Source organism: Marinomonas phycocola, assembly GCF_047525455.1.
Taxonomy (GTDB): domain Bacteria; phylum Pseudomonadota; class Gammaproteobacteria; order Pseudomonadales; family Marinomonadaceae; genus Marinomonas.
Genome location: NZ_JBLIXL010000007.1, coordinates 73,337 through 97,700 on the forward strand (window position 1 = coordinate 73,337; position 24,364 = coordinate 97,700).

The 24,364-nt window shown below is 41.9% G+C and carries 19 protein-coding genes; 7 read left to right on the forward strand and 12 right to left on the reverse strand.

Going from position 1 to position 24,364, the window contains the following annotated elements; translation table 11 throughout:
• Positions 1-38 precede the first annotated feature (38 nt).
• From ACMUMJ_RS07290 to ACMUMJ_RS07315, 6 genes are all read right to left on the reverse strand, one after another.
• A complete protein-coding gene (locus ACMUMJ_RS07290) occupies positions 39-1,430 on the reverse strand; it encodes an aldehyde dehydrogenase family protein (protein ID WP_414678155.1) in 1,392 nt (463 codons plus the stop codon).
• A gap of 159 nt (positions 1,431-1,589) precedes the next feature.
• Entirely contained in the window at positions 1,590-2,954 is a 1,365-nt protein-coding gene (locus ACMUMJ_RS07295; protein ID WP_414678156.1) for a glutamine synthetase family protein, read from the reverse strand.
• Positions 2,955-3,030: 76 nt separating this feature from the next.
• Positions 3,031-3,774, reverse strand: coding sequence for an N-formylglutamate amidohydrolase (locus tag ACMUMJ_RS07300; protein ID WP_414678243.1), 744 nt, complete (start codon positions 3,772-3,774; stop codon positions 3,031-3,033).
• 94 nt (positions 3,775-3,868) lie between these two features.
• Positions 3,869-5,191 (reverse strand): TRAP transporter large permease, encoded by a 1,323-nt coding sequence (locus tag ACMUMJ_RS07305; RefSeq protein ID WP_414678157.1) that lies wholly within the window; start codon positions 5,189-5,191, stop codon positions 3,869-3,871.
• Complete coding sequence (locus ACMUMJ_RS07310) at positions 5,188-5,727, reverse strand: TRAP transporter small permease subunit (RefSeq protein WP_414678158.1); 540 nt, start codon at positions 5,725-5,727, stop codon at positions 5,188-5,190. Before ACMUMJ_RS07310 ends, ACMUMJ_RS07305 begins: the two co-directional genes overlap by 4 nt.
• Before the next feature lie 136 nt (positions 5,728-5,863).
• Positions 5,864-6,910: a TRAP transporter substrate-binding protein gene (locus tag ACMUMJ_RS07315; protein ID WP_414678159.1), complete on the reverse strand. Its 1,047-nt coding sequence runs from the start codon at positions 6,908-6,910 to the stop codon at positions 5,864-5,866.
• A gap of 439 nt (positions 6,911-7,349) precedes the next feature.
• Between ACMUMJ_RS07315 and ACMUMJ_RS07320 the strand changes: the two genes are divergently transcribed.
• Both ACMUMJ_RS07320 and ACMUMJ_RS07325 read left to right on the forward strand, forming a co-directional pair.
• A complete protein-coding gene (locus ACMUMJ_RS07320) occupies positions 7,350-8,240 on the forward strand; it encodes a MurR/RpiR family transcriptional regulator (protein ID WP_414678160.1) in 891 nt (296 codons plus the stop codon).
• 164 nt (positions 8,241-8,404) lie between these two features.
• Entirely contained in the window at positions 8,405-9,586 is a 1,182-nt protein-coding gene (locus ACMUMJ_RS07325) for a murein transglycosylase domain-containing protein (protein ID WP_414678161.1), read from the forward strand.
• 301 nt (positions 9,587-9,887) lie between these two features.
• Here the strand turns inward: ACMUMJ_RS07325 and typA are convergent, their stop codons facing one another.
• Entirely contained in the window at positions 9,888-11,708 is a 1,821-nt protein-coding gene (typA, locus tag ACMUMJ_RS07330) for a translational GTPase TypA (RefSeq protein ID WP_414678162.1), read from the reverse strand.
• A gap of 284 nt (positions 11,709-11,992) precedes the next feature.
• The gene (gene thiI, locus ACMUMJ_RS07335; RefSeq protein ID WP_414678163.1) at positions 11,993-13,444 is read right to left on the reverse strand and encodes a tRNA uracil 4-sulfurtransferase ThiI; all 1,452 of its coding nucleotides are present in this window, start codon (positions 13,442-13,444) and stop codon (positions 11,993-11,995) included.
• A 335-nt stretch (positions 13,445-13,779) separates the two neighbouring features.
• Between thiI and glnA the strand changes: the two genes are divergently transcribed.
• The 5 genes from glnA to tsaC all read left to right on the forward strand — a co-directional run bounded on the left by glnA (position 13,780) and on the right by tsaC (position 19,037).
• Positions 13,780-15,186 carry a glutamate--ammonia ligase gene (glnA, locus tag ACMUMJ_RS07340; RefSeq protein WP_414678164.1) on the forward strand — a complete coding sequence of 469 codons (1,407 nt, stop codon included), beginning with the start codon at positions 13,780-13,782 and terminating at the stop codon, positions 15,184-15,186.
• A gap of 208 nt (positions 15,187-15,394) precedes the next feature.
• Positions 15,395-16,462 (forward strand): nitrogen regulation protein NR(II), encoded by a 1,068-nt coding sequence (glnL, locus tag ACMUMJ_RS07345; protein ID WP_414678165.1) that lies wholly within the window; start codon positions 15,395-15,397, stop codon positions 16,460-16,462.
• A gap of 11 nt (positions 16,463-16,473) precedes the next feature.
• Entirely contained in the window at positions 16,474-17,913 is a 1,440-nt protein-coding gene (glnG, locus tag ACMUMJ_RS07350) for a nitrogen regulation protein NR(I) (RefSeq protein WP_414678166.1), read from the forward strand.
• Between the two features lie 102 nt (positions 17,914-18,015).
• Positions 18,016-18,393 (forward strand): DUF3461 family protein, encoded by a 378-nt coding sequence (locus ACMUMJ_RS07355; protein WP_414678167.1) that lies wholly within the window; start codon positions 18,016-18,018, stop codon positions 18,391-18,393.
• Between the two features lie 86 nt (positions 18,394-18,479).
• On the forward strand, positions 18,480-19,037 hold the full coding sequence (gene tsaC / locus ACMUMJ_RS07360) for an L-threonylcarbamoyladenylate synthase type 1 TsaC (protein WP_414678169.1): 558 nt from the start codon (positions 18,480-18,482) through the stop codon (positions 19,035-19,037).
• 43 nt (positions 19,038-19,080) lie between these two features.
• Here tsaC and ACMUMJ_RS07365 read toward each other — a convergent pair whose 3' ends face one another.
• From ACMUMJ_RS07365 to gpmI, 4 genes are all read right to left on the reverse strand, one after another.
• Complete coding sequence (locus tag ACMUMJ_RS07365; protein ID WP_414678170.1) at positions 19,081-20,229, reverse strand: divergent polysaccharide deacetylase family protein; 1,149 nt, start codon at positions 20,227-20,229, stop codon at positions 19,081-19,083.
• A gap of 1 nt (position 20,230) precedes the next feature.
• The gene (gene ctpA, locus ACMUMJ_RS07370; RefSeq protein WP_414678171.1) at positions 20,231-21,514 is read right to left on the reverse strand and encodes a carboxyl-terminal processing protease CtpA; all 1,284 of its coding nucleotides are present in this window, start codon (positions 21,512-21,514) and stop codon (positions 20,231-20,233) included.
• A 92-nt stretch (positions 21,515-21,606) separates the two neighbouring features.
• A complete protein-coding gene (locus ACMUMJ_RS07375; protein WP_414678172.1) occupies positions 21,607-22,728 on the reverse strand; it encodes a murein hydrolase activator EnvC family protein in 1,122 nt (373 codons plus the stop codon).
• 46 nt (positions 22,729-22,774) lie between these two features.
• Complete coding sequence (gene gpmI / locus ACMUMJ_RS07380) at positions 22,775-24,304, reverse strand: 2,3-bisphosphoglycerate-independent phosphoglycerate mutase (protein ID WP_414678173.1); 1,530 nt, start codon at positions 24,302-24,304, stop codon at positions 22,775-22,777.
• Positions 24,305-24,364 lie beyond the last annotated feature (60 nt).

The window sequence follows — 24,364 nt, forward strand, 5'->3', positions numbered from 1 at the left end:
CGCTCCTATTGCTTTTGTCTGATCAGTTTTTTGCCTGATCAATTAGTCGTTGTTTTAAAGTGAAAACTTTTTGGTCTTGTTAATGCATCGAAGCCCATTTTAGAGAGCGAGCAACCACGGCCTGTACTTTTCACGCCAGTCCAAGCCAAAGCAGGGTCTAAATAATCACAACGATTCATAAAAACGGTCCCCGCCTCTAACTGGGGAGCGATACGTTCTGCGGCGGTCACATCTTCTGTCCAAATACTCGCCGTTAGACCAAATTCAGAATCATTCATGAGTGCAATTGCTTCTTCATCGCTAGATACTTTGATAACGCCCACAACTGGGCCAAAGCTTTCTTCTGTCATTATCGACATCTCATGCGTTACATTACTTAATACTTGAGGAGCCATATAAGCCGAACCGGGGTTGTCTAAAGTAAACAGTCTCGTGTCTATGTGCGTTTTTGCCCCTGCCGCTACGGCATCTGCCACTTGCTGACGCACAAAATCCGCTGCAGTTGGTTTAATCATCGGCCCTAAGTTTGTCGCTGCGTCTAATGGGTCACCTAATCTATACGCCTGACCCGCCGTCGCTAACCCTGCCACCAATTCATCGTGTACGTTTTCATGTACGTAAATTCGTTCGATGCTGCAACAAGACTGACCACTGTTAAAAAAGGCACCATCTGCAAGGTTTTCAATCGTATAAGGCATATTACAATCGGCCCTAACATAAGCAGGATCTTTACCTCCAAGCTCTAACCCCAAAGGAATAAACTGACCAGCGGCAGCCTGTTCCATTGCTTTACCGCCTCCAACTGAACCAGTGAAACACACCATATCAAGATTGCCAGAAGCGATAAGATCACTTGTCGTGGCATGATCAAGAACAATGTGTTGAAACAATCCTTCAGGCAACCCTGTTTGATCAAATGCATCTTGAATACGTTCAGCCACCAGCAAAGTATTGGCAGCGTGTTTTAAAACCACCGCATTACCCGCAAGTAACGCAGGAATGATGGAATTCAGAGCGGTCATAAATGGAAAGTTCCAAGGCGCAATGGTCATAATCACACCCAATGGTTCACGGATTATTTTGCGTTTAAAACCTTCTTTAAAACCCGGATCAAAAGGCATTAAAGACGCTTCCGCAATGGAGATCATATGACGTGCACGCTCTTCCAGTCCTTTCACTTCACCCGAACCTTGGCTAATCGGACGGCCCATTTGCCATGCTAATTCTTCCGCAATGCGCTCCGACATGCTAACCATAGCGTCCACCGCTAACGTACAATAATCGCAACGCTCCGCCACACTTTTTTGTGCCCAAAGGTACTGAACGGCTTTGGCTTTAGCAAATACGGTCGCCACTTGATCACTGGTCGCGACATCACGTTCCGCATAAACACGACCATCGACTGGAGATACACATTGAATTTTTTTCATTTTCTTACCTAAACTTAAAATACCGTGAGTTCATACCGTCGTTTTTGCTTCTGCTTTCTCTCATTAAAAAAGTCCATAAAGAAACGTCTCAAGCAGCACACAAATGAGGCTTCAGAATATGTATCTCTAAAACCTCATAAAATACGACCCTTCATTTATTTAGCAACGTTCAAAACCACGAGCCACTTCCCAATCAGTCACTTGCTGGTCATATACTTGCTGCTCCCAACGGGCCGCTCGCACATAATGATCAACCACCTCATCCCCAAACGCGTCTCGCAGCATGGTTGAATCGTTCATTTTTTCAATGGCAACACGCAATGTGTTTGGCACTCGGTGGGCATTTTCACTCGCATAAGCATCACCCACAAACGCCTCTTCCAAGGGCAGTTTATTCTCTATCCCAGCGATACCTGCCGCAAGCTGGCCAGCCAACGCAAGATAAGGGTTCAAATCCGAGCCACCAATACGACATTCTATACGGATGCCTTTTGTTTCTGCACCACATAAACGGAACCCTGCCGTCCGGTTATCCAGACTCCATACCGCTTTTGTCGGTGCAAACGTACCTTCTTGAAAACGTTTATAAGAATTTATATAAGGCGCTAATAAGCAAGTAACGTCATCCGCATACGCTAATAACCCAGCTAAATAATGGCGCATCAATTCAGACATACCATAGGGCTGAGTTTCATCTAAGAACAGTGGTTTGCCCTCTTTGCTCCACAAAGATTGATGAACATGCGAAGCGCTGCCTGTTGCGTCTTTATCCCACTTCGCCATAAAAGTAATGGCTTTGCCATTTTGCCATGCGATTTCTTTGCAAGCGTGTTTCGCAATGGAGTGATGATCGGCGGTTGTTAAGGCGTTATCGTACTTTATGTTTAATTCTTCTTGCCCTGCACTGGCTTCACCTTTAGAGCATTCAACCACAATCCCTGCGCCATACACACCGTTACGGATCGCGCGGATCACACCTTCTTCTTTGGTGGTTTGGAAAATATGGTAATCTTCATTATAAGAACTGACAGGCTTCATATCTTTATAACCTGAGACACAAGCATCGGCATAACTTTGATCAAACATGAAAAACTCTAACTCTGTCGCCATTATTGGCACAATACCCATAGCGTCTAATCGGTCTATTTGCTTACGTAGAATGGCGCGTGGTGAATGCGCTACAGGGTAGTAATGATGGTCTAATACATCACACAACACCAACGCCGTACCTTCTAGCCAAGGCACTCTCCTTAATGTCGTCAGATCCGGTTTCATCACATAATCACCGTAGCCCGCTTCCCAACTGGTCGACTTATAGCCGGATACCGTCTCCATCTCTAAATCCGTCGCCAGCAAATAATTGCAAGAATGGGTTTCATCAACAGCATGATTAATAAAATAGTCGATATGAAAACGTTTGCCCATTAAACGGCCTTGCATATCAATTTGGCACGCCAGAACCGTATCTAGGCTGCCAGCCGCAAACTCTTCTTTCAATTGTTCCAGAGTTAACATTCCGTTCATCGGTTTTCCTCTTACTATTCAATAATATTCGTTCATGTCAAAAAGCAATTCATCACTAGAAGGTAGATGTCTGTCACTATCCCTGTATTTGGCTCAAGGCAGTACCAATTAACTGCGCCCATTCTTGCTGGCCATTAGCGTGTTTAATCAGATCGTTTCGAACTTCTAACATCACATTAGGAATATGATTGTCCGTGCCATGTCTAGTCACCATATGAAGAACCGGGTCAGAAGGGCCATATGGCTCATTGATACGAATATCGTGCTGACTCAACGCTTGCGCTTGCTGATAAAAGCGTTTGGCATAATCATTTCCCTCATCACAAATGACACCTAATTCAACCGTTCGTACTTGCCCTTTGAATGTCGGTGTAAAGCTGTGAATCGTGACAATAATAGTGCGTCTGCCTGCCTTTTTTCGATCTTTAATGTGTGTGTCTATGGCCTCATGAAACGGTTGATAAACTCGCTGAACTCGATAATCACGTTGCTCAGCCGTTAATCCACTGTTACCAGGGATCACAGTCACCTCACTCAAGGGCGGTATCGCACTCAATTCATTCGGTGGTCGATTGCAATCGTAAAGCAACCTTGAGTAACGTTGTAAAATCAGGCTCGCATCAAGTTGCTGACTTAATTTTTTCGCCAAATCCGCTGCCCCAATGTCCCAACCGATGTGACTTAAACACTCTTCTTCCGTCAGTCCTAAGTTGCTAAAACTTTCAGGGATAAAGTGACTAGCGTGTTCACAAATCAGGAGAATATCGGACGTTCCTGTCAGGTTTACCTGCTCGGCTGGCGATTCTTTTAACCCGTACATAACCACAATAATAAGTCTCCTTTTTTATAATATGCGTTTTACATAGTCTGTCCGGTTTTAATCGTTTTAATCGCATGCTTTCCAAGCCGTTTTACTACCCAAAAACAAGCTCAGGCAACCACAAAGTAATCTCTGGAAACACCATAAATAGGATTAAAGCAAACATCATGATGATCACAAACGGAGTGATGGATTTATAAATATCGATCAATCCAACCTCTTTAGGTGCCATGGCACGCATTAAGAATAAATTATAGCCAAATGGCGGTGTCATATAAGCAATTTGGCACGTTACCGTATAAAGAACACCGTACCAGATAGGATTAAATTCGAGAGCGATAATTAAAGGAATATACAATGGAGCAACAATTACCAGCATCGCAGTATCATCTAGGAACATACCCATAATGATATAAGATACCTGCATCATCACTAACACTTGCCAAGGACTTAAGCCCCACTCCTCTAGGAACAAGGCTTCAATGGCTTTTACCGCCCCTAAACCATCAAACACGGCCCCAAAGCACAATGCGGCCATAATGATCCACATAAACATGCAACTGATGCCCAAGGTTTTTCTTAGCGTTGTGTGGATCAAACGAAAATTCAATCGACCTTTTACCAACGCCGCTAACATAGCCACCGTAGCACCAACAGCAGAACACTCAACCAAACTGGTATAGCCCATTAAAAACAAACCAATCACAGAAAAAATAACCACCAGCGGCAAGACACCTGCACCCAACAATATATATTTTTCTTTGCGGGTAATCAGGTCCCGCTCGGCCTGTGGTAACGGTGGGCCAAGTTCAGGCTGTAGGCGACAACGAATAACAATGTACGCAATAAACATGACCGCTAAAATCAACCCCGGAATTACGCCAGCTAACCATAATTGGCTGACGGGTTGACGAGCAATCATGCCATATAGAACCAATACAATACTGGGAGGCACAAGAATTCCTAAAGAGCTCCCTGCCTGTATAACTCCCGTTACCATCCGTTTATCATAACCACGCTTTAACATTTCAGGCAGTGCAATGCTGGTGCCGATGGCCATACCCGCAACACTTAAACCGTTCATCGCAGAGATCGCCACCATTAAAATAATGGTCCCGATACCCAGACCACCTTTTAAAGACCCCATCCAAACGTGCAGCATCCTGTAGAGATCACTCGCAATACCAGATTCGGATAACATATACCCCATAAAAACAAACAGCGGCAAAGTAAGCAGTGGATACCAATTCATGAGCTTCATGCTGGCATTAAAGGCCATTTCAGAGCCCCCATCTCCCCACAAGAAGAACGCTGCCACCACAGCAACAAAGCCAACAGCACCAAAGACTCTTTGCCCTGTCAGTAACATCAACATCAAAGAAGAAAACATCAATATCGCGATCATTTCGTAGCTCATATTGATGAATCCTCTGGATGGCACTCTATCTTAAATGGTTTACCCATGGCTTCCGCGACATTTTGTGCAAACGTTGCTAATACTTGCAGCAGCATCAAAAAGATTCCTGTCGTCATTAGAATTTTTACGGGGGCAAGCGGTGGACGCCATGAAGAGTAATTCTTTTGTCCGTACTCTATCGCATACGCCGTACTGGAAACCGCGCCATAAAACAGCATAATCAAATACGTAATTAAACAAAGAACCGTGAACGCATCAGTGATGGCTTGTCTTTTTGCTGACCAATTGCCATAAAAGACATCCATTCGTACATGCGAATCCATTTGCATCGAATAGCCGCCACCTAATAAGTAGTAAGCCGCCATGGTAAATTGTGCCATTTCAATTACCCAAATTTGTGGTGACCCAACACTTTTGGATATGGATGAAAAAAGCAAAATACCCATCATAATCAACACTAAATACATAGCGATGACACCCATACCACGATTGAATTTATAGATGAATCTTATGTAGGCTTGAATTGCGTTATACACAATAACGTCCTCAGAATAGAGAGGTTATTAAGAGTCGCCCTCTAATAAGAGAACGTCATTATTTCCCCATATCTCGCATTGCGATGACGCGGGTCTTTTTAAACAGAACCAAAAAGACCAACGTAATCATGACACATTAACTGTAACGATATGGCCTACCCGCCTTCGACATGGTGTCATTGTATTTCTTAAAGATGTCGACAACCTTTTTGGTACGATCACTTGTTTCCGCAACTTCATCCCAGAATTTATGCGCCTCGTCTTCCACAATGGCCCATTCTTCATCAGGAATGGATGTCAGCTCCATCTTAGTGCCTTCTGTTCTCAGTTTCGCCTCTCCCCCCCAATACCAGTGCTGGCGATAGTAATGAGAACTATCCATACACAACTTCCACAACTCTTTTAAATGTTCTGGCAGTTCATTCCAAGAATCATTGTTGGCAAAGAAAGAACCACTCCATGCCCCTGAAATATTATTGGTTAAGAAATAGTTCGTCGCATCGGCCCAACCGACCGTGTAATCCTCAGTTATGCCCGACCACGCAATACCATCTAATTCGCCCGTTTGCAGTGCCACTTCAATGTCTTCCCAAGGTAAAGTGACGGGAATAACACCAAAGCGATTTAGGAAACGGCCAGCGGTTGGGAAGGTGAAAATTCTTTTTCCTTTTAAATCGGCCAAACTACGGATGGGTTCTTTTGTTGCAAAATGGCATGGGTCCCACGCGCCTGCACTCAACCATTTCACACCCACTTCATCATAGGCTTCTGCCCAAATTTCTTTTAAACCGTATTGTTCAAACAGCACAGGTACATCAAGGCTATAACGGGTAGCAAAAGGAAAATAACCACCGAAAACCGAGATATCAACAGGTGCACCCATGGAATCATCATCACTTTGAACCGCATCAATCGTGCCGTTTTGCAGAGCACGGAAAAGCTCTGGCGTAGGAACAAGTTGGTCGGCATAATACAGTTCGATTTCCATTTCCCCATTGGCCGCTTTATTAAACGCATCCACCGCAGGTTTAATAACATGTTCGCCTAATGCCGCGCCAGCGTACGTTTGTAAGCGCCATTTAATCGGAGCTGTTTTTGCCTGAGCATTAGATGCCCCTAACGTTGCAGCGGCAGCCCCACCTACGACGGCTTTTTTAATAAAATCGCGTTTGTTCTTATTCATTTTCTTTCCTCTCCATAACGATCAATAGTTTTAGGCTTTTGCATTATGAAAAACAGCTTATATAAAAAATTTGCATAAACTGCTGAAACAAAAGGCACTCTGTATTACGAACTTCAAGAAATTTTTCAGACCTTCTAGCGCTTACTGCTCATTATTACTATCAATCAAATAGACAACGATAAATAATAACCTAGTAAATATTTATACATCATATTTGATTTATGTCAATTTATTAACACAATAGAAATATGTTTATTATTTAAACAAATCTAATAACTTGAAAACGCACCCATTACGCACACCTAAGCACCTATTTTGAGCACATATTCAGAGCTTACCTATTGGGAAAAAACACGTAAGGGAGGGTTGTTAGTGCCGTGCTCAAATAACGTATAATGCCGAACACAACACTATTTAGAGCGGCAACAGAGTGCATATTATGAATAACACACCAATCAATACCGATAGCCATACCATTGCTGAGCTGTTTCGCTCCCAGCTCAATCTCTTTAGCCCAGCAGAGTTAAAGCTGGTTAATTACTTACTGATCAATTACCCTATGTCGGGTTTGGTCTCGATTACAGAGTTATCCGAAAACGGTGGCATCTCGACCCCCACCGTCATGCGTACTTTGAAAAGAATTGGCTTTACCAGCTTTACAACATTTCAAAAAGAACTCAAAGAAGAGCTGCAACAAACCCTATCAGACCCGATTGCTAAGCACGATCGGTGGGCAGCAGACGCACCAAAAGAGCACACCTTAAATCGAGTCGCGGACACAGTCACGACAAATCTACGTCACAGTCTGAATCAAATTAATCACGAGCAATTCGATGCGATTATCGATCTACTAGCCGATCAAGAACACGCCCTTCATATTCTTGGAGGTCGTATTACCAGTGCGTTTGCCCGATATTTAAATACGCACCTAAATGTCATTCGTGAAGATGTTCATCTCTTTCCTGAAGCGGCGTCTTTGTGGCCACATCATTTACTGAAAATACAAGAAAACGACGTTGTTATTATGTTTGATGTACGTCGCTACGAGCAGGACCTTATTACCGCTGGTCGCCTACTAAAAGCACGCGGCGCAAAAATCATCCTTTTCACGGATCAATGGCTTTCTCCCGTTGCGGATTATTCTGAACATACGTTACCGATTCGTATAGAAGGAAAGTCTGGCTGGGATTCTGGCGTGGTTACGCTATTTTTCGCCGAATCAATAATTGTCGCCCTTGAAGAAAGATTGTGGTCACAAACATCAAAACGCATGCGAGAATTAGAAGACATGTTCGACCTAACCGAGCGATTTAAAAAGAGAACCAAATAAAGTACAAAAACTACCAGCATCAATCAGCCGCAGCACATTCTTGGCTTTACGGTTTTTTATTTTTTGTATACTGTGAAACCTCTGCCCAGTGGTACCCATATCGTTAACAAACGTGCAAGGGCCAAACATAAACACGACAGAGCACACATTTACAGCGTCTTTATATGAGTAACTATTTGATGTTTAAAAAAATCATTCGCACATCGACTTTTGTTTCCGTTGGCTTATTACTACTCACATTAAATGGCTGCAAATCCGTTTCGTCTATTGAGAAATTGTCGAAGCAGATAAAAAACATCGATGACATTGAAGATATAAAATCCATAGCGGAACAAGTGAAAAGCAGCCGTAATGTCATTAAAGACGAGATCAAGGCAGTGAAAGCGCTCTATGAAGAGCTTAATCAAAAAGTAAATGACATTTGGGGTGATAAGAACAGTGAACTGCCCGAAAAGAAAAAGTACGTCAAATACATTAACGATTATCAAGCAAGAGCCATTGTTGATTTTGATCGAGGCTTGGTACGTGTCGAGACCTTAACCACAGACTCACCTGTGGAGACCTTAAAGCACGCGGTCACCACTACCCTATTAACCACCTCCGACCCAAGCAAAACCGATATCTTTTCCAGTGCCACACCAAACACCGACGGGGTGCCTTTTCTGTACCCTCAAGTGATGGATCATGATGGCAAACTCGTAAGATACCCTTGGCGTGCGCGCCGGTATTCAGAGTATCTCGTTACTAATAAACTGAAAAAGTCCAACAGCAACAACGCCACCGTGTATGCGGTTGAATTCAAACTGGTAGAACAACACCAACATCTTCGCCAAGAAAAATACAGCGATTACGTTCTCGCCGCCGCGAACCGCTATGGCCTATCTCCCGCTCTTATCTATGGCATCATTGAAACAGAAAGCTCGTTTAACCCTTACGCCGTAAGCCCAGCAAATGCTTATGGTTTAATGCAAGTCGTGCCTTCTACCGCAGGAAAAGACGTTTATAACCTAGTGAAGAAAAGATCAGGCCAACCTACAAAAGAAGTGCTCTTCTCCCCTGAAAGCAACATCGATATCGGCAGCGCTTACCTCTATATATTACAAACACGATATCTCGTGAAAGTGACCAATAAACTCAGCCAAGAATACTCCATGATCTCAGCCTATAATGGCGGCACAGGGAATGTATTGAAAACCTTTGACAGCAACCGAACACGTGCTATGGAAAAGATAAACCAAACCTCCACCAGCAATGTGTATAAAAAGTTACGCTACGATCACCCTAGATCTGAATCTCGATACTATTTAGAAAAAGTGACCAAAGCCAAGGCAGGTTATGAAAGGTGAACAATGAAAATAACAATCAATACTGTGTCACAAGCGAGCCTAAGAAAAACTCACTACGCCTATAAAATATAAAAGCTATTTTTTGATGTCTATATGTCTAGCATTTGTGTTTGATATAGACTGTGGGCAAAGAGATCACCCTCAACCCTATGACATATATGAGAAGAAGTAAGGAAGGGAATCATTATCAACCAAACAAAAAAATCCTCACCATTGGCGAGGATTTTTAAACCATTAAATTGCTTATGTCAGTCACGTTGAAGCAATGCCTAATTCAAACATTGCTTGCAACAATGAATGATTACTTACGACCGCTACGTTTACGCTCGTTTTCTGTTAGCAATTTCTTACGAAGACGGATGCTTTCAGGTGTCACTTCTACTAATTCATCATCTTCGATGAACTCAAGCGCTTGTTCAAGTGTGTGCTTAATTGGTGGAGTCAAGGTTAACGCCTCGTCAGTACCAGAAGCACGTACGTTAGTTAGCTGCTTACCCTTAATTGGGTTAATCGCTAAATCGTTATCACGTGAATGAATACCAATAATTTGACCTTCATACACTTCAACACCATGCCCTAAGAACATACGACCACGGCTTTGTAGATTAAACAGTGCATAAGCGGCTGTTTTACCCGTAAGCATACTGACTAGTACACCGTTTTTACGGCTCTGTACTTCGCCATCTTTTACTGGGCCATAGTGATCAAATACACTGGTCAAAATGCCAGAACCAGAAGTTAAGGTTAGGAACAAACCACGAAAACCAATTAGACCACGTGAAGGCATCATAAACTCAAGGCGTGTACGACCTTTACCATCTGGCTCCATGTTTGTTAGCTCACCTTTACGTAAACCAAGCTCTTCCATGATTGAACCTTGATGCTGATCTTCAACATCAATAACAACACGTTCAAACGGTTCGCACATTTTGCCGTCGATTTCTTTAGTCACTACTTCTGGGCGAGATACACCCATTTCAAAACCTTCACGACGCATCGTTTCGATCAATACAGAAAGGTGTAATTCACCACGACCAGAGACGATAAACTTATCTGGCGTATCACCTTCAGCAACACGTAACGCGACGTTGTGAATCAACTCTTGATCCAAACGATCTTTAATATTACGTGTTGTTACGAACTTACCTTCCTTACCCGCAAAGGGAGAGTTATTTACGATGAAGTTCATGCTTACTGTCGGCTCGTCAACACTTAGTGCAGGCAAAGCTTCAACACACAATGGGTCGCACAAAGTATCCGAAATACTGAGTTTATCGATACCATTAATACAAACGATGTCACCTGCACCAGCAAGATCTGTATCGATACGTTCAAGACCTAAGTAGCCTTTAACATTTAATACTTTACCTTTACGCTCAGAACCATCAGCGGATTTCACCACAACTTGCTGGTTTGGCGCTAAAGAACCACGAGTGATACGGCCTACACCAATTACGCCAACATAGCTGTCATAGTCCAATGCTGAGATTTGCATTTGGAAGGTGCCTTCTGGATCAACGTCTGGAGCAGGAACGCTATCAACAATCATTTGATAAAGAGGAGTCATGTCTTCCGCTAGGTTTTCTGGATCATCACCAGCAATACCATTGATTGCCGAAGCATAAATAACAGGGAAGTCTAATTGCTCTTCTGTTGCTCCAAGGCTATCAAAAAGATCAAAAACTTGATCCATAACCCAATCAGGGCGAGCACCAGGACGGTCAACTTTGTTGATAACAACAATTGGACGCAGACCTTGTTCAAATGCTTTCGACGTTACAAAACGCGTTTGCGGCATTGGACCATCAACCGCATCAACCAACAAACAAACACAGTCAACCATAGACAATACACGCTCAACTTCACCACCGAAATCAGCGTGTCCAGGTGTGTCTACGATATTAATACGGTAATCATTCCAGCGAATGGCAGTGTTCTTCGCCAAAATGGTAATCCCACGCTCCTTTTCTTGATCGTTTGAGTCCATGATACGCTCGGAATCTGCATCTTTACGATCTAGTGTACCTGATTGGCTCAGAAGCTTATCAACCAACGTTGTTTTGCCATGGTCAACGTGGGCAATAATAGCTACATTACGTAACTTATCGATATTATTAGACATTGAGTTTTTTCTGCCTTTAGCATGTGCAATATTTCACAACAAAAGCACCTAGCCTTAAATAAGACTAAATGCTTAATTATTGTTCATTTGGGATAAAATTTCGCGCAATTGTACCCTTATATTCATGAAGTTCCCATGACAGAAACGAAAAATAAGAAAAAAACATTTCCTCTTAACGTCGCTTTACTTTCAGTATTCGTTGGTTATGTGTACGAAAAAACAAAAAAGCGGCTTCTCAAAATTGGGTAAATCGTTTGAAAACAATACAAAAGCACAGTTCAAAACTAAGGTAAATACACACCAATATTTTGCCTACCTTGCCCCAATAAACTCGATGCATGAATCCGGCTCATTACGCCCTTACCACAGTAAAGAAGATACGATGCCTCCTGATCTAAGGAGGACCAACGGGTGTTAATGGTAAAAAACGGCATTTCAATGACTTGATGCCCCATTACTTTTAGCGGTTTTTTGTCAATCTCATCTGGATGACGAATATCGACAATTATTTCATCTGATACTGGCACACGAACAACAGGAACATCGCCTTGATGTTGTTTTTCCACATCATCTAACACATTTTGAATGGATTCGATTTTCGCATTTTCAACGGCTAGATCTAATACATCAAAATCAAACTTCGTTTCTTGATGCTCTATTTTAAACAACTTAGCACGTGTGGTTGGCTTAACAGAAATGACGCCGCAATATTCAGGAATACTGGCTGCAAAAGGCGCCGTGCCGATGGATTTAGCAAGATCGATAATTTCTTGCTTATTTTCCGTAATCAAAGGCCTTAGCACCAATTCTTCCGTCACTTGATCAATTACTTTCAGGTTAATCAGTGTTTGACTTGATACTTGAGCCACACTTTCACCCGTGACCAATGCTTGAGCGCCGACTACGGGCATTATTTTAGTCGCCGCTCTTAGCATCATTCGTTTGAGAATAACGCCCATTTGTGAATTGTCGACTTTCGTAAGGATTTCCGTCACCACATCTTCGAACGGTATGGTGACAAATTTCACATTAATTTCGGAGCCGTACTTTTTCCAAATAAAGTTGGACACCTGTTTCACACCGATTTCATGCGTATCACCACCTAGATTAAAGAAACAAAAATGCGTTTTTAAGCCTCGACTGATAGTTAAATAAGAAGATACGGTTGAGTCATAACCACCAGAGATTAATGACAATACAGGATCTTGAGAGCCGATAGGATAACCGCCTAAACCGGTTGTTTTTTGTTCAATGATCCAAACAGTGTTATTTCTAATTTCAATGGGCACCAAGACATCTGGTTTTTTCAAACGCACCGAATCAGCTTCACACCATTCTTTTAAACAGCCACCAATATGGCACTCCGCTTCTACTGAGCTAAAATTGTGACTACCAACGCGGCGTACTCTCACTGCAAATACAGCGCCTTTTAGTGCATCGCTGTAAGATTTTTTTGCTTCTAATGCAACACCATCTAAATCCGTAAATTCAAATTCACGTACAAAATGAAAATGAGCGATACCCGCTATACGACTTAAATGCTCAATAAATTCATCTCGTAGGTGATCTTGATCAGACATGACTTCAATAAAGTCCCAGTTTCCGGACACAACAACGTCCCCGTCTAGCTTACGCAGTACTAAACGAACGTTATGCCTTAACTGTTTGATAAGGGCTTTTCTAACGGGGCGGCTTTTGACCGTAATTTCAGCAAAAAACTTAACAACAAATTTCATATTAAACTGACTTCAAGGGGTTATTATTCGTTCGGCCATTATAGAGAACTTTAATCGTGCATAAAAATTTATATTCGCACCAAAACAAATCATAAAACATTTCAGACGCACTAAAAGATCACAATACGTATCGTTTTAACGCACTCAATTGAGCCATTTACGTGCAAAGAATTCCATCAAAAACCTAAAACATTGAAAAACAAAGGTTTTTAATTTCTCTCTTTTATTTTGGCACAAGATGTGCTTTCTTAATGGTAACACGGCTTCCACTTTGAAGCCTTTTATAGACTGATCGAAATTTTTATTTCGCCTAAACTTTTAATGGAGAACAACTTATGTCAATCAAGACCCTTGAGTTGATTGCTGAAAACGATGCGAAGTGGGTAGACCTTCGTTTTACCGATTTCAAAGGTAAAGAACAACACGTTACTATTCCAGCAAGCACTGTTGATGAAGAATTCTTTGAGAATGGTCAAATGTTCGATGGTTCTTCCATTGCTGGTTGGAAAGGCATTAACGAATCTGACATGATCATGTTGCCACAAGATGATACAGCTCTATTAGACCCTTTTACTGAAGATACAACAATTATCGTACGTTGTAACATCATCGAACCTTCAACAATGCAAGGCTATGATCGTGATCCACGTTCTGTTGCATTACGCGCAGAAGATTTTCTAAAATCAACGGGGTTAGGTGATACTGCTTTCTTTGGCCCTGAACCTGAGTTTTTCATCTTTGATGATGTGAAATGGAAATCAGACATGTCTGGCTCTTCCGTTGAAATAAACTCTGAAGAAGCGGCTTGGTCTTCTAACAAGAAAATCGAAGGTGGCAACATGGGTCACCGCCCTTTCGTTAAAGGTGGATATTTCCCAGTACCTCCTGTAGATTCTCATCACGACCTTCGTGGCGCTATGTGTAACGCCATGGAAGCAATGGGCTTAGACATCGAAGTACATCACCACGAAGTAGCGACTGCTGGTCAAAACGAAATTGGTGTTAAGTTCAACACATTGGTTAAAAAAGCCGATGAAGTTCAAGTACTTAAATACTGCGTACACAATGTTGCTCACGCTTACGGCAAAACAGCGACATTCATGCCTAAGCCAATCGTTGGTGATAACGGCTCTGGTATGCACGTTCACCAGTCTTTCTGGAAAGATGGCGAAAACCAATTTGCTGGCGATCAATACGCTGGTCTTTCAGAGATGGCGCTTTACTACATTGGCGGTATCATCAAGCACGCTAAAGCATTGAACGCATTCACAAACGCTTCAACCAACTCTTACAAGCGCCTTGTTCCTGGTTTCGAAGCACCTGTTATGTTGGCATACTCTGCACGCAACCGTTCTGCGTCTATCCGTATTCCTTATGTAGCTAGCCCTAAAGGTAAGCGCATTGAAGCACGTTTCCCTGATCCAACGGCAAACCCATACCTAGCATTCTCTGCAATGTTAATGGCAGGTATCGACGGAATCAAAAACAAGATTCACCCAGGCGATGCAGCAGATAAAGATTTGTATGATTTACCCGCTGAAGAAGCGCTCGCGATTCCTACAGTAGCCGCTAGCCTAGAAGAAGCATTAAGCTGTCTAGACGAAGATCGCGCTTTCTTAACTCAAGGAGGTGTTTTCACTGATGAGATGATTGATGCTTATATCGATCTTAAGTCTGGTGAAGCACAACGCATTTCAATGACAACTCATCCACTTGAGTTTGAATTGTACTACAGCGTTTAATCACAGTTCAGTTAACCGCACTAAAAAAGCCCTGAACTATATCAGGGCTTTTTTTTGCCCTCAAAAAGACAAAAAAGATAAAAATGCACTAAAATAGAGCAACAAACGAGTCAACCTCCCTCTTCTACTCACTTAAATCGATACTTTATAAAGCAAAATGTTGGTTCGTATTTTGCAGTTGCTAGAATGTCATTAAAGAGGCCACATTGTGCATAACGTATTAATTGATCATTTATCTACCGCAGTACTACAGCTCAATCGAGATCTGCAAATTGAATATCTAAACCCAGCAGCAGAAATACTGTTGGCGATCAGTCGTCGACGGATTTATGGGCAAAAAATTAGCCAAGCATTTTTTGAAAATGAAAGCAGTTTAGCGGCATTAGAAGCGGCTGTGATTTCGGGTTACCCATATACCAAACGAGAAACAGAAATACTACTGACTAATGGTAAGAAGCTGCTACTCGATTATACGGTTACCCCTATCATGAGCTTACACTCAACGGACAGCTTGCTAATCGAACTGTATCCTAGAGACCATATGAAACGGATTTCTCAAGAGGATGAGTTTATCGCCACTCATCAGACCAGCAAAGAGCTTGTGAGAAGCTTAGCCCACGAAATAAAAAACCCTCTAGGAGGAATTCGTGGCGCTGCGCAACTGATCAGCCGTTCTTTCAAAGATGAAGCACTGAAAGATTACACTCAAGTCATCATTGAAGAGTCCGATCGTTTACGAGACCTCGTAGACCGATTACTAGGTCCTCGTAAATTGCCGCAAACCGAAAATCTTAATATTCACAAAGTAATTGAACGAGTAAACCAGTTGATTAGCGTTGAGTCAGAACAGCAGTTGACGATCTTAAGAGACTACGACCCAAGCATTCCAAATCTTATTGGGGATAAATCACAACTAATACAAGCACTCTTAAACATTACTCGTAATGCCATGCAGGCACTACTCGAAAACCCTCAAACCAATGATAAATGCATCACCATCGTTACCCGAGCATTAAGGCAGTTCACAATAGGAACCAGGCGTCATCGTTTAGTTTGTTGCATTAGCGTGATTGATAATGGGCCTGGCATCCCAGAAGCATTACTAAAAACACTATTTTACCCAATGGTAAGTGGTCGTCCAGATGGCACAGGATTAGGCCTATCCATTGCTCAATCTATCGTTCATCAGCATCACGGCCTTATTGAATGCAATAGCCAGCCGGAGAACACTGAATTTAATATTTACTTGCCAATAGAGACAGCAGTCCAAGGCTAAAAGGAGACATAATGACTACTTCTGAAACTGTATGGATAGTAGATGATGACAAATCTATTCGTTGGGTATTAGAAAAAACCCTTGAGCAAGAAGGCATTCAATGTCGACTCTTTGATAATGCGACAACGTTAGTCAAACTGCTTGATCAAGAGCAGCCAAGCGCCATCATAAGCGACATTCGCATGCCAGAAATGGACGGCTTGAGTTTATTGAAAAAATTGCAAATAGACTACCCATATCTACCTGTTATTATCATGACCGCTCATTCTGATTTAGACAGTGCCGTTGCATCTTATCAGGGTGGTGCATTTGAATATTTACCCAAACCATTCGATGTTGAAGACGCCGTTACTCTCGTAAAACGCGCACTGCTTCACTACAAAGAGTCGATGCCATCTATTGAAGAAAAACAAAATTCAGAACCAGAAAATGAATCTGTAGAGCGAGATATCATTGGTGAAGCACCTGCAATGCAAGAGGTATTTCGAGCCATTGGGCGTCTAGCCAACTCAAATATAACGGTTCTTATTAATGGTGAATCAGGAACAGGGAAAGAACTGGTTGCACATGCTCTCCATAAACACAGCCCAAGAGCAGCCAGCCCTTTTATTGCACTAAATATGGCGGCAATCCCTAGAGACCTTATAGAGTCAGAATTGTTTGGCCATGAAAAAGGAGCATTTACGGGAGCAAATACCCAACGTAGAGGACGCTTTGAACAAGCCAATGGCGGAACGCTATTTTTAGACGAAATTGGCGATATGCCAGCAGAAACACAAACCAGATTACTGCGTGTTTTAGCGGACGGAGAGTTTTATCGAGTAGGTGGACACACACCGGTAAAAGTGGACGTTAGAATTATTGCCGCCACTCATCAGAACTTAGAAGATTTAGTCACGAACGGTTCTTTCCGTGAAGATTTATTTCACCGCTTGAATGTTATTCGCGTCCATCTTCCTAAACTGTCAGAACGACGTGAAGATATTCCACAACTAGCACGTTATTTCTTAAAAAAAGCAGCGGAAGAGCTGGATGTTGAAAGTAAATTTTTAACAACAGAAACTGAAGACTATTTGATGCGTTTGAATTGGCCTGGAAATGTCAGACAATTGGAAAATACCTGCCGTTGGATTATTGTAATGGCATCCAGTCGAGAGGTGTTGGTAGAAGATCTTCCTCCAGAGTTATTGGTTACCACACCAAGCGAGCAGGCATTCAGTAGTTGGGAAGACGCACTTAAAACATGGGTTGATAGAGCACTCAGTCAAGGGCAGAAAGCCATCCTTGATGAAGCAGTTCCCAAATTTGAACGCATTATGATTGAAACCGCACTCACACATACAGCAGGGCGCAGAAGAGATGCATCGTTATTACTTGGATGGGGAAGAAACACCCTTACTAGGAAAATAAAAGAATTAGGAATCGATGATGAAGACAATGATGAAGAATAATGCATTCATGTTCTAAATTGTAATATTACATTTACTTGCTTTTAGAATAACAATATCCTAGGCCATAGTATCATCTTCCAACATTTTAATAGGAAATTCACTATGTACCCTACTTTAGACTCAATGGGCGTTACCAGTTTTGAAGACATTGAAAAATTCACTTTACGTTTTGAAAATGGCTTTGATGTCTTAAAAGTTTATTACCGTCGTGAAAAAGGCTCTTTACTTCCAAAAAGTAAAAAGTTCAAATTTGGCCGCTCAACTAAGACCGTATTAACAGACGGTGGTCAACAAACTTATCAACAAGTACAAGAGCCTTCATTGGTTGTGCTTCGAGCAGTCGACGAGTTAGGTCAAATTGTTGGTAAGCAGCAAGAAGATAAACTCACAAAAGAAGACTTAATTAATGAAATGGAACACCTAGAAAAGACCGTTCATAACAAGTTGAATGAAATTAAAGGGAAGCTTTCAAAGCTATAAGTTATGCACTCCTTAGTACGCTGGTTTATTGAAAATAAGCCAGCATTTTCTTTTCATACTTACTGTCCATCCCGTAAACATTCTCCATGATTATTACTTCATCCCTATCTGAACTTTCATCTATTTTACAGCAGGGCGGTGTTATTGCGTATCCGACAGAAGCTGTTTGGGGTCTTGGCTGTGACCCTTTTGATGAAAAAGCAGTACTTCGAATTCTCACATTAAAGCAACGCCCAGTTGAAAAAGGTTTGATTCTCGTCGCTGGCGAAGTGAATCATCTGTCTCTATGGAAAGAATCCCTTTCTTCTGCTCTCTATAATTTACTGATTGCTAAGACAGATAAACCTACATCCTGGGTTGTTCCTGATATAAAAGTAGCGCCGAACTGGGTTCGTGGAAATCATCAAAGTGTTGCTATTCGCTTGATTCAGCATGAGCCAATCAAAGCATTGTGCTCAGCATTTGGCCAAGTATTAGTCTCTACGTCCGCAAACACGGCAGGGCAACCACCAGCAATGACTAAAGACGATGTTATTCATTATTTTGGTAATCAGATAGATGCCATTTTTGATGCGCCACTAGGCAGTACAAAACAGCCTTCTCAAGTAAAAGATCTGCTGACAAACAAGCTGTATCGCGATTAATAAATAAGAACAGCACTCTCTGTAAATGCCTCTTTTACTCATTTCACTCAACTGTGGCTAGCTTTTTATCCAGTAACTCTGTTAACGGCACTAATTCGACATTCAATTCGTCTAAATTCCTGAGCCGATTTGCTAAATACTTCATCGTTGCAGGATAAGGGTGGCCAATTGCGAGTGCATGGCCTTTTTTTCGAGCTATTTTAAGCAGCTTTTCAAACTGGGTATCAATGGCTTTTTCTGTGACTTTATTGTCTAGGAACACATCTCGCTTCATTGTACGAATGTTGCTGTTTACCGCTTCTTGCCAGCCAACACTTTTCGAACTGGTCACACTGTCTATAAAAAACAAATTCTTTTCTTGAAGAACCTGCATTATCCATTTCATTGTGTCTGTTTTTTGCGTTAGGAGACTGCCCATATGATTATTCACACCAATCACATTTGGCAGTGATAACAAATCGTCATTTAGTGTCTTAATGACCTGCTCTTGTGTCATCGAAGTATAAAGCCCACCTGGACCAAGATTATGCTGATTGATACTTTCCATAGGAGCATGCAACAAAATCACTCGGCCAGTCTGAGAGGAGATTAATGCTGTTTTTTTACCGAATGGCGTATGAGGCAAAATAGCCAATGCGACTTCATTAGGAAGCGCCAAAGACAACTCCATACCTTTGCGATTGTATCCAAGATCATCAATTAAAATAGCGATTTTTACAGGGGGGCTCGATAAGTAATCGTCTGCTTTAATACTTCCTTGATCCAGCACCTCATTCACCATTGGCTGACGCTCTTGCAACACTTCGTCGTTTAAATCACTGGTGAGTTGCTCCAAACTCGGCACCGCTTTTTTATTAGATGATGTTGCCTTCTCTATTAATAGAGGACCTAAATAGTCTTCTTGTAATATTACAGAGAGGTTTGTTTTCTCATCCGCAGTGTTGCACAAATCATTTTTCGATACAGAGCTGGAGAATCGAAAAATAGAAGGTAAACAAAACGCTTTTTCTGCGGTGGGAAGAACAATAGGGCCTTTAAGTAAAGAATCAATCTCAACTGCACCGTCACTCTGCCTTACCTTATCCAATTCATTGTCTATTACGCTTTGAGCATAAGACAAATCAAAGAAAAACAAAGAAACACACAACACCGTCAGCACCCCCTTCAAGGGGCTTTTATTATTACAGTACATATCAACGCTGTCTTTTCAAAAGTTGAGGAAAGGCGCTCAAAACCGTATAAGCTTGATACAATTGGAAGTCGTCTTTAGCTAATCCATCAATAGACACATCAACGTCGGCACTGGTTCTGTCTTGCCCTCCTGTCCCATTCTTTAAATGTCCACTCAATTCAGCCTCTTTAACAAAGAACGTCTCTTCATTACTCACTAGACTGGCATTTGGAACTAAAATATCAGGTTCAATGCCCTGAGCTTGAATAGAGCGACCATTCGGTGTGAAATATAGAGCGGTGGTTAATTTCACTGCGGCCCCGTCGGTTAACGGAACAACCGTTTGAACAGAGCCTTTACCAAAACTTTCTGTCCCCATAACCACACCTCTTCCATGATCTTGCAACGCACCGGCAACAATTTCAGATGCCGATGCAGAGCCTTCATTTATCAATACAACCACCGGAGCATCAGGCAGTGCCGTTTGATTCGTTGCAGAAAATTGTAGTTTTGATTGAGCGTGTCGACCTTCTGTATATACGATTAATCCGTCATCAATTAATGTATCAACAATGCCCACAGCACTTTGCAATACACCACCTGGATTGTTACGTAGATCTAACACCAACCCTTGTATCTCACGCTTAGATTGAAGTTTATTCAGTTCCTTATTGAACTCCTTATCACTGTCTCCCTGAAATTGACTGATACGAATATAAGCAATGTTTTCGCCTAGCCAACGGCTAACTAAACTTTGACGGTCCAACAACGACCGTTTTATTGATAACGTTAATATTTCAGTATCACGTTCAATGTCTAACGTGACAGTAGAACCCACTTCACCTCGCATCAACATGGTAATTTCTTGTATGCCCACATCGGATACCAAGCGGTCATCAATACGAATCACAACATCCCCAGATACAATGCCGGCTTTTGCGGCTGGAGAGTCATCTAAAGGAGAGATGACCACTAAACGCCCATCCTGAATTTCAACTTCAATACCAATACCTGCGTAGTTACCAGACGTAATTTCTTGAAAACTACTGATTTCATCTTGAGTAAGGTATTCTGAATGAGGGTCAAGTGCAGACACCATACCTTTTAAGGCTTTCTGTAAAATTTGCTTATCGCTTAATTCTTCAACATACCCTTCTCGAATAGTTTCAAAGACATTAACGAACGTTTGGATTTCTTCTAATGGAACAGGGCCAGACTGTTTGTCAATCACGTCAGCCGAAATAGGGAGTGCACTTAATAGCAGCCCACATGAAACGAATCGCTTAACTTTTTTCTTAATGCTCATAGTTTGATCCAATCTAATAACTGCACGTTCATTTCATTCATATCTAATTAATGATTACTCTACTGATGCAAAGGGATTCACAAGTTCAATGGCTAACGAATCCAATCAAGCGGTTTTAAAGGCGTACCATTATGTCTAATAGCGAAAAACAAGCCTGTCTCTGATCTTCCACCGGAGCTGCCTGCTGTTGCAATGACTTCATTTGACTTCACCCATTCCCCCACTTCCTTTAATAAACTTTGATTGTAACCATACAAAGACATATAGCCACCACCGTGGTCTAAAATCACTAAAAAACCGAAACCTCGTAGCCACTCAGAAAAAATAACCCGTCCATGATATACTGATTTTACATTCTCTCCTGCTTGAGCTCTAAGGCTGACGCCTCCTAAATTCACGGTTCCAGTTTCTGCGATCACACGTATTTTATTTAATGGTCGAGAGAGCTTACCTTTTAATTCAGAAAAACTCACATTTTCTTCCAGAAGATTGATGTCAGACAATGCTTCTTCTAATTTTTTCAACAAATGTTTCAACTGAGCTTCATCTTGTTTCAAACGCTCAGATTGTTTATTGCCTTTTAATAAATCTGCATTGATTTGAGCCAACAAGCGTTGTCGTTTAGCACTTTCTTTTTCCAAACTGTCTTTTTCATTTTTAAGTAAAACTTCATCACGCGCCAGTTGCGCTCTTTGGCTACGAATGCTTTTTTCTACAAGATTAAGTTCATTCACCTCCAAAGAGAACCCATTAATTAAAGACTGTCTAGCATTTGAGAAATAGCGATTGTAGTACACCAAACGCATCGACTCTTCGGGAGTGGCACCATTCAATAGTAACTTAATGCTTTTTTGCTCTCCTGAACGATAAACCGCCCTAAGTTGGGCGGCTATTTGTTCATTCTGTTTTTGAATACTCAATTGCAGTCCTTGCTGTTGCCGCTGCAAGGCACCTAATTGTTTGTCTCCTTTTTTCAAATCCGTTTGAATCTTATCAATCTTCTGAATCAATTCTTGAATGGCCTTTTCTTGGTTTTCGAGTGATTTTTCAACGTGACTTTTTTGAGATTTAATATCATTTAACCAACCTCGCAACTTCTTCATTTCTTTTTGTAATAGCTCAATCTGCTGTTGTGCTTCCTCAGGAGAAGACGGTTCTGACGCCTGCCCAAAAGACACACTCAGTATTAGCATAACTATTAAGAAGTAACGCATGATATTTACCCTGTAACATTGAAAAATCGTATTTAATATAAGAACCTTAAGAACGAATTAATAAACTCTTACCCGTCATTTCTATTGGCTTTTCCATTCCCATCATATCAAGTAACGTAGGAGCGATGTCACAAAGAGCACCGCTTTGAATACCCCAATCAGATTCACTTGAATACAGGACTAATGGCACGGGTTCCAACGTATGTGAGGTTAATGGTTGAGTACCATCTTCGCTTAACATCTGCTCAACGTTACCATGATCTGCGGTAATCAAACATTGGCTACCAGTGTCATCTAATGCGGTTATCAATCGTCCAAGACAATGATCGACCGCTTCAACTGCTTTGACGGCCGCCTCAAAGACACCACTGTGTCCAACCATATCACCATTAGCAAAATTACAAATGATCGTATCGTACTTTCCGGCTAAGATGACTTCGACTAATTTATCTGTTACTTCTGGAGCACTCATCTCCGGTTTCAAGTCATACGTTGCCACATTTGGAGAAGGAATCAATTCACGTTCTTCTCCTTCAAAAACCGCTTCTTCACCACCATTAAAGAAGAAAGTAACGTGCGCATATTTTTCGGTTTCTGCAATTCTTAACTGCTTCTTACCCGTCTTAGACAGGACCTCACCCAACGTATTACTTAATGCAACAGGAGGATAAGCAACATTGGCATTGATATCAGAAGCAAATTCCGTAAAAGTAACAAAATCCGCTAATTTTGGACGTGATTGGCGAGCAAAGCCTGTAAAATCCTCTTCAGTAAAGGCTCTCGTTAACTGACGTGCTCTATCTGGGCGGAAGTTTGCAAAGATCACTGCATCGCCATCTACGATTGGAGCAGGCTCACCAATCACAGTCGCTTTTACAAACTCATCATTTTCATCTCGCGCATACGCTTGTGCGATGGCCTCTTCTGCGGTTTCTGCTGCAAACACACCCTGTCCTGAAACAATAGCATCATAAGCCGCTTGCACTCGTTCCCAACGATTATCACGATCCATCGCATAATAACGCCCTGTTAAGGTCGCAATTTTACCAACACCAAGAGATTCTAGCTTATTATTAAGTGCTTCAATTGGACCACTCGCGGATCGAGGTGGCGTATCGCGACCATCGGTGAAGCCATGAACGTATATCGCTTTTACTCCACGAGAAGCCGCCATGTCACACATTGCCATAATTTGTTCATGGTGGCTGTGTACACCGCCGCCAGACAATAGACCTAAAACATGTACTGCTTTATTGTGGGACGCCGCTTGATCAACTGCGGCAACCAGCACTGGGTTTTCTTTAAAACTGCCGTCTTCAATCGCTTTACCGATACGGGTAAAATTCTGATACACAGTTCGGCCAGCACCAAGATTCATATGGCCAACTTCTGAATTGCCCATCTGCCCTTCAGGAAGACCCACAGCCATACCAGATGTTTGAATGAGGCTATGAGGACGAGTTGACCATAATGCATCCCAATTTGGCGTATTGGCAGCAGCAATCGCATTTGATGTGGATGTTTCACTGTAACCCCAACCATCTAGAATAAAGAGTGCGGTGGTTTTTTTGCTCATTATATTCATTCCCATACTATGATTCTTAAAAAACTTTTTCGATATTATCACAGCATTGTA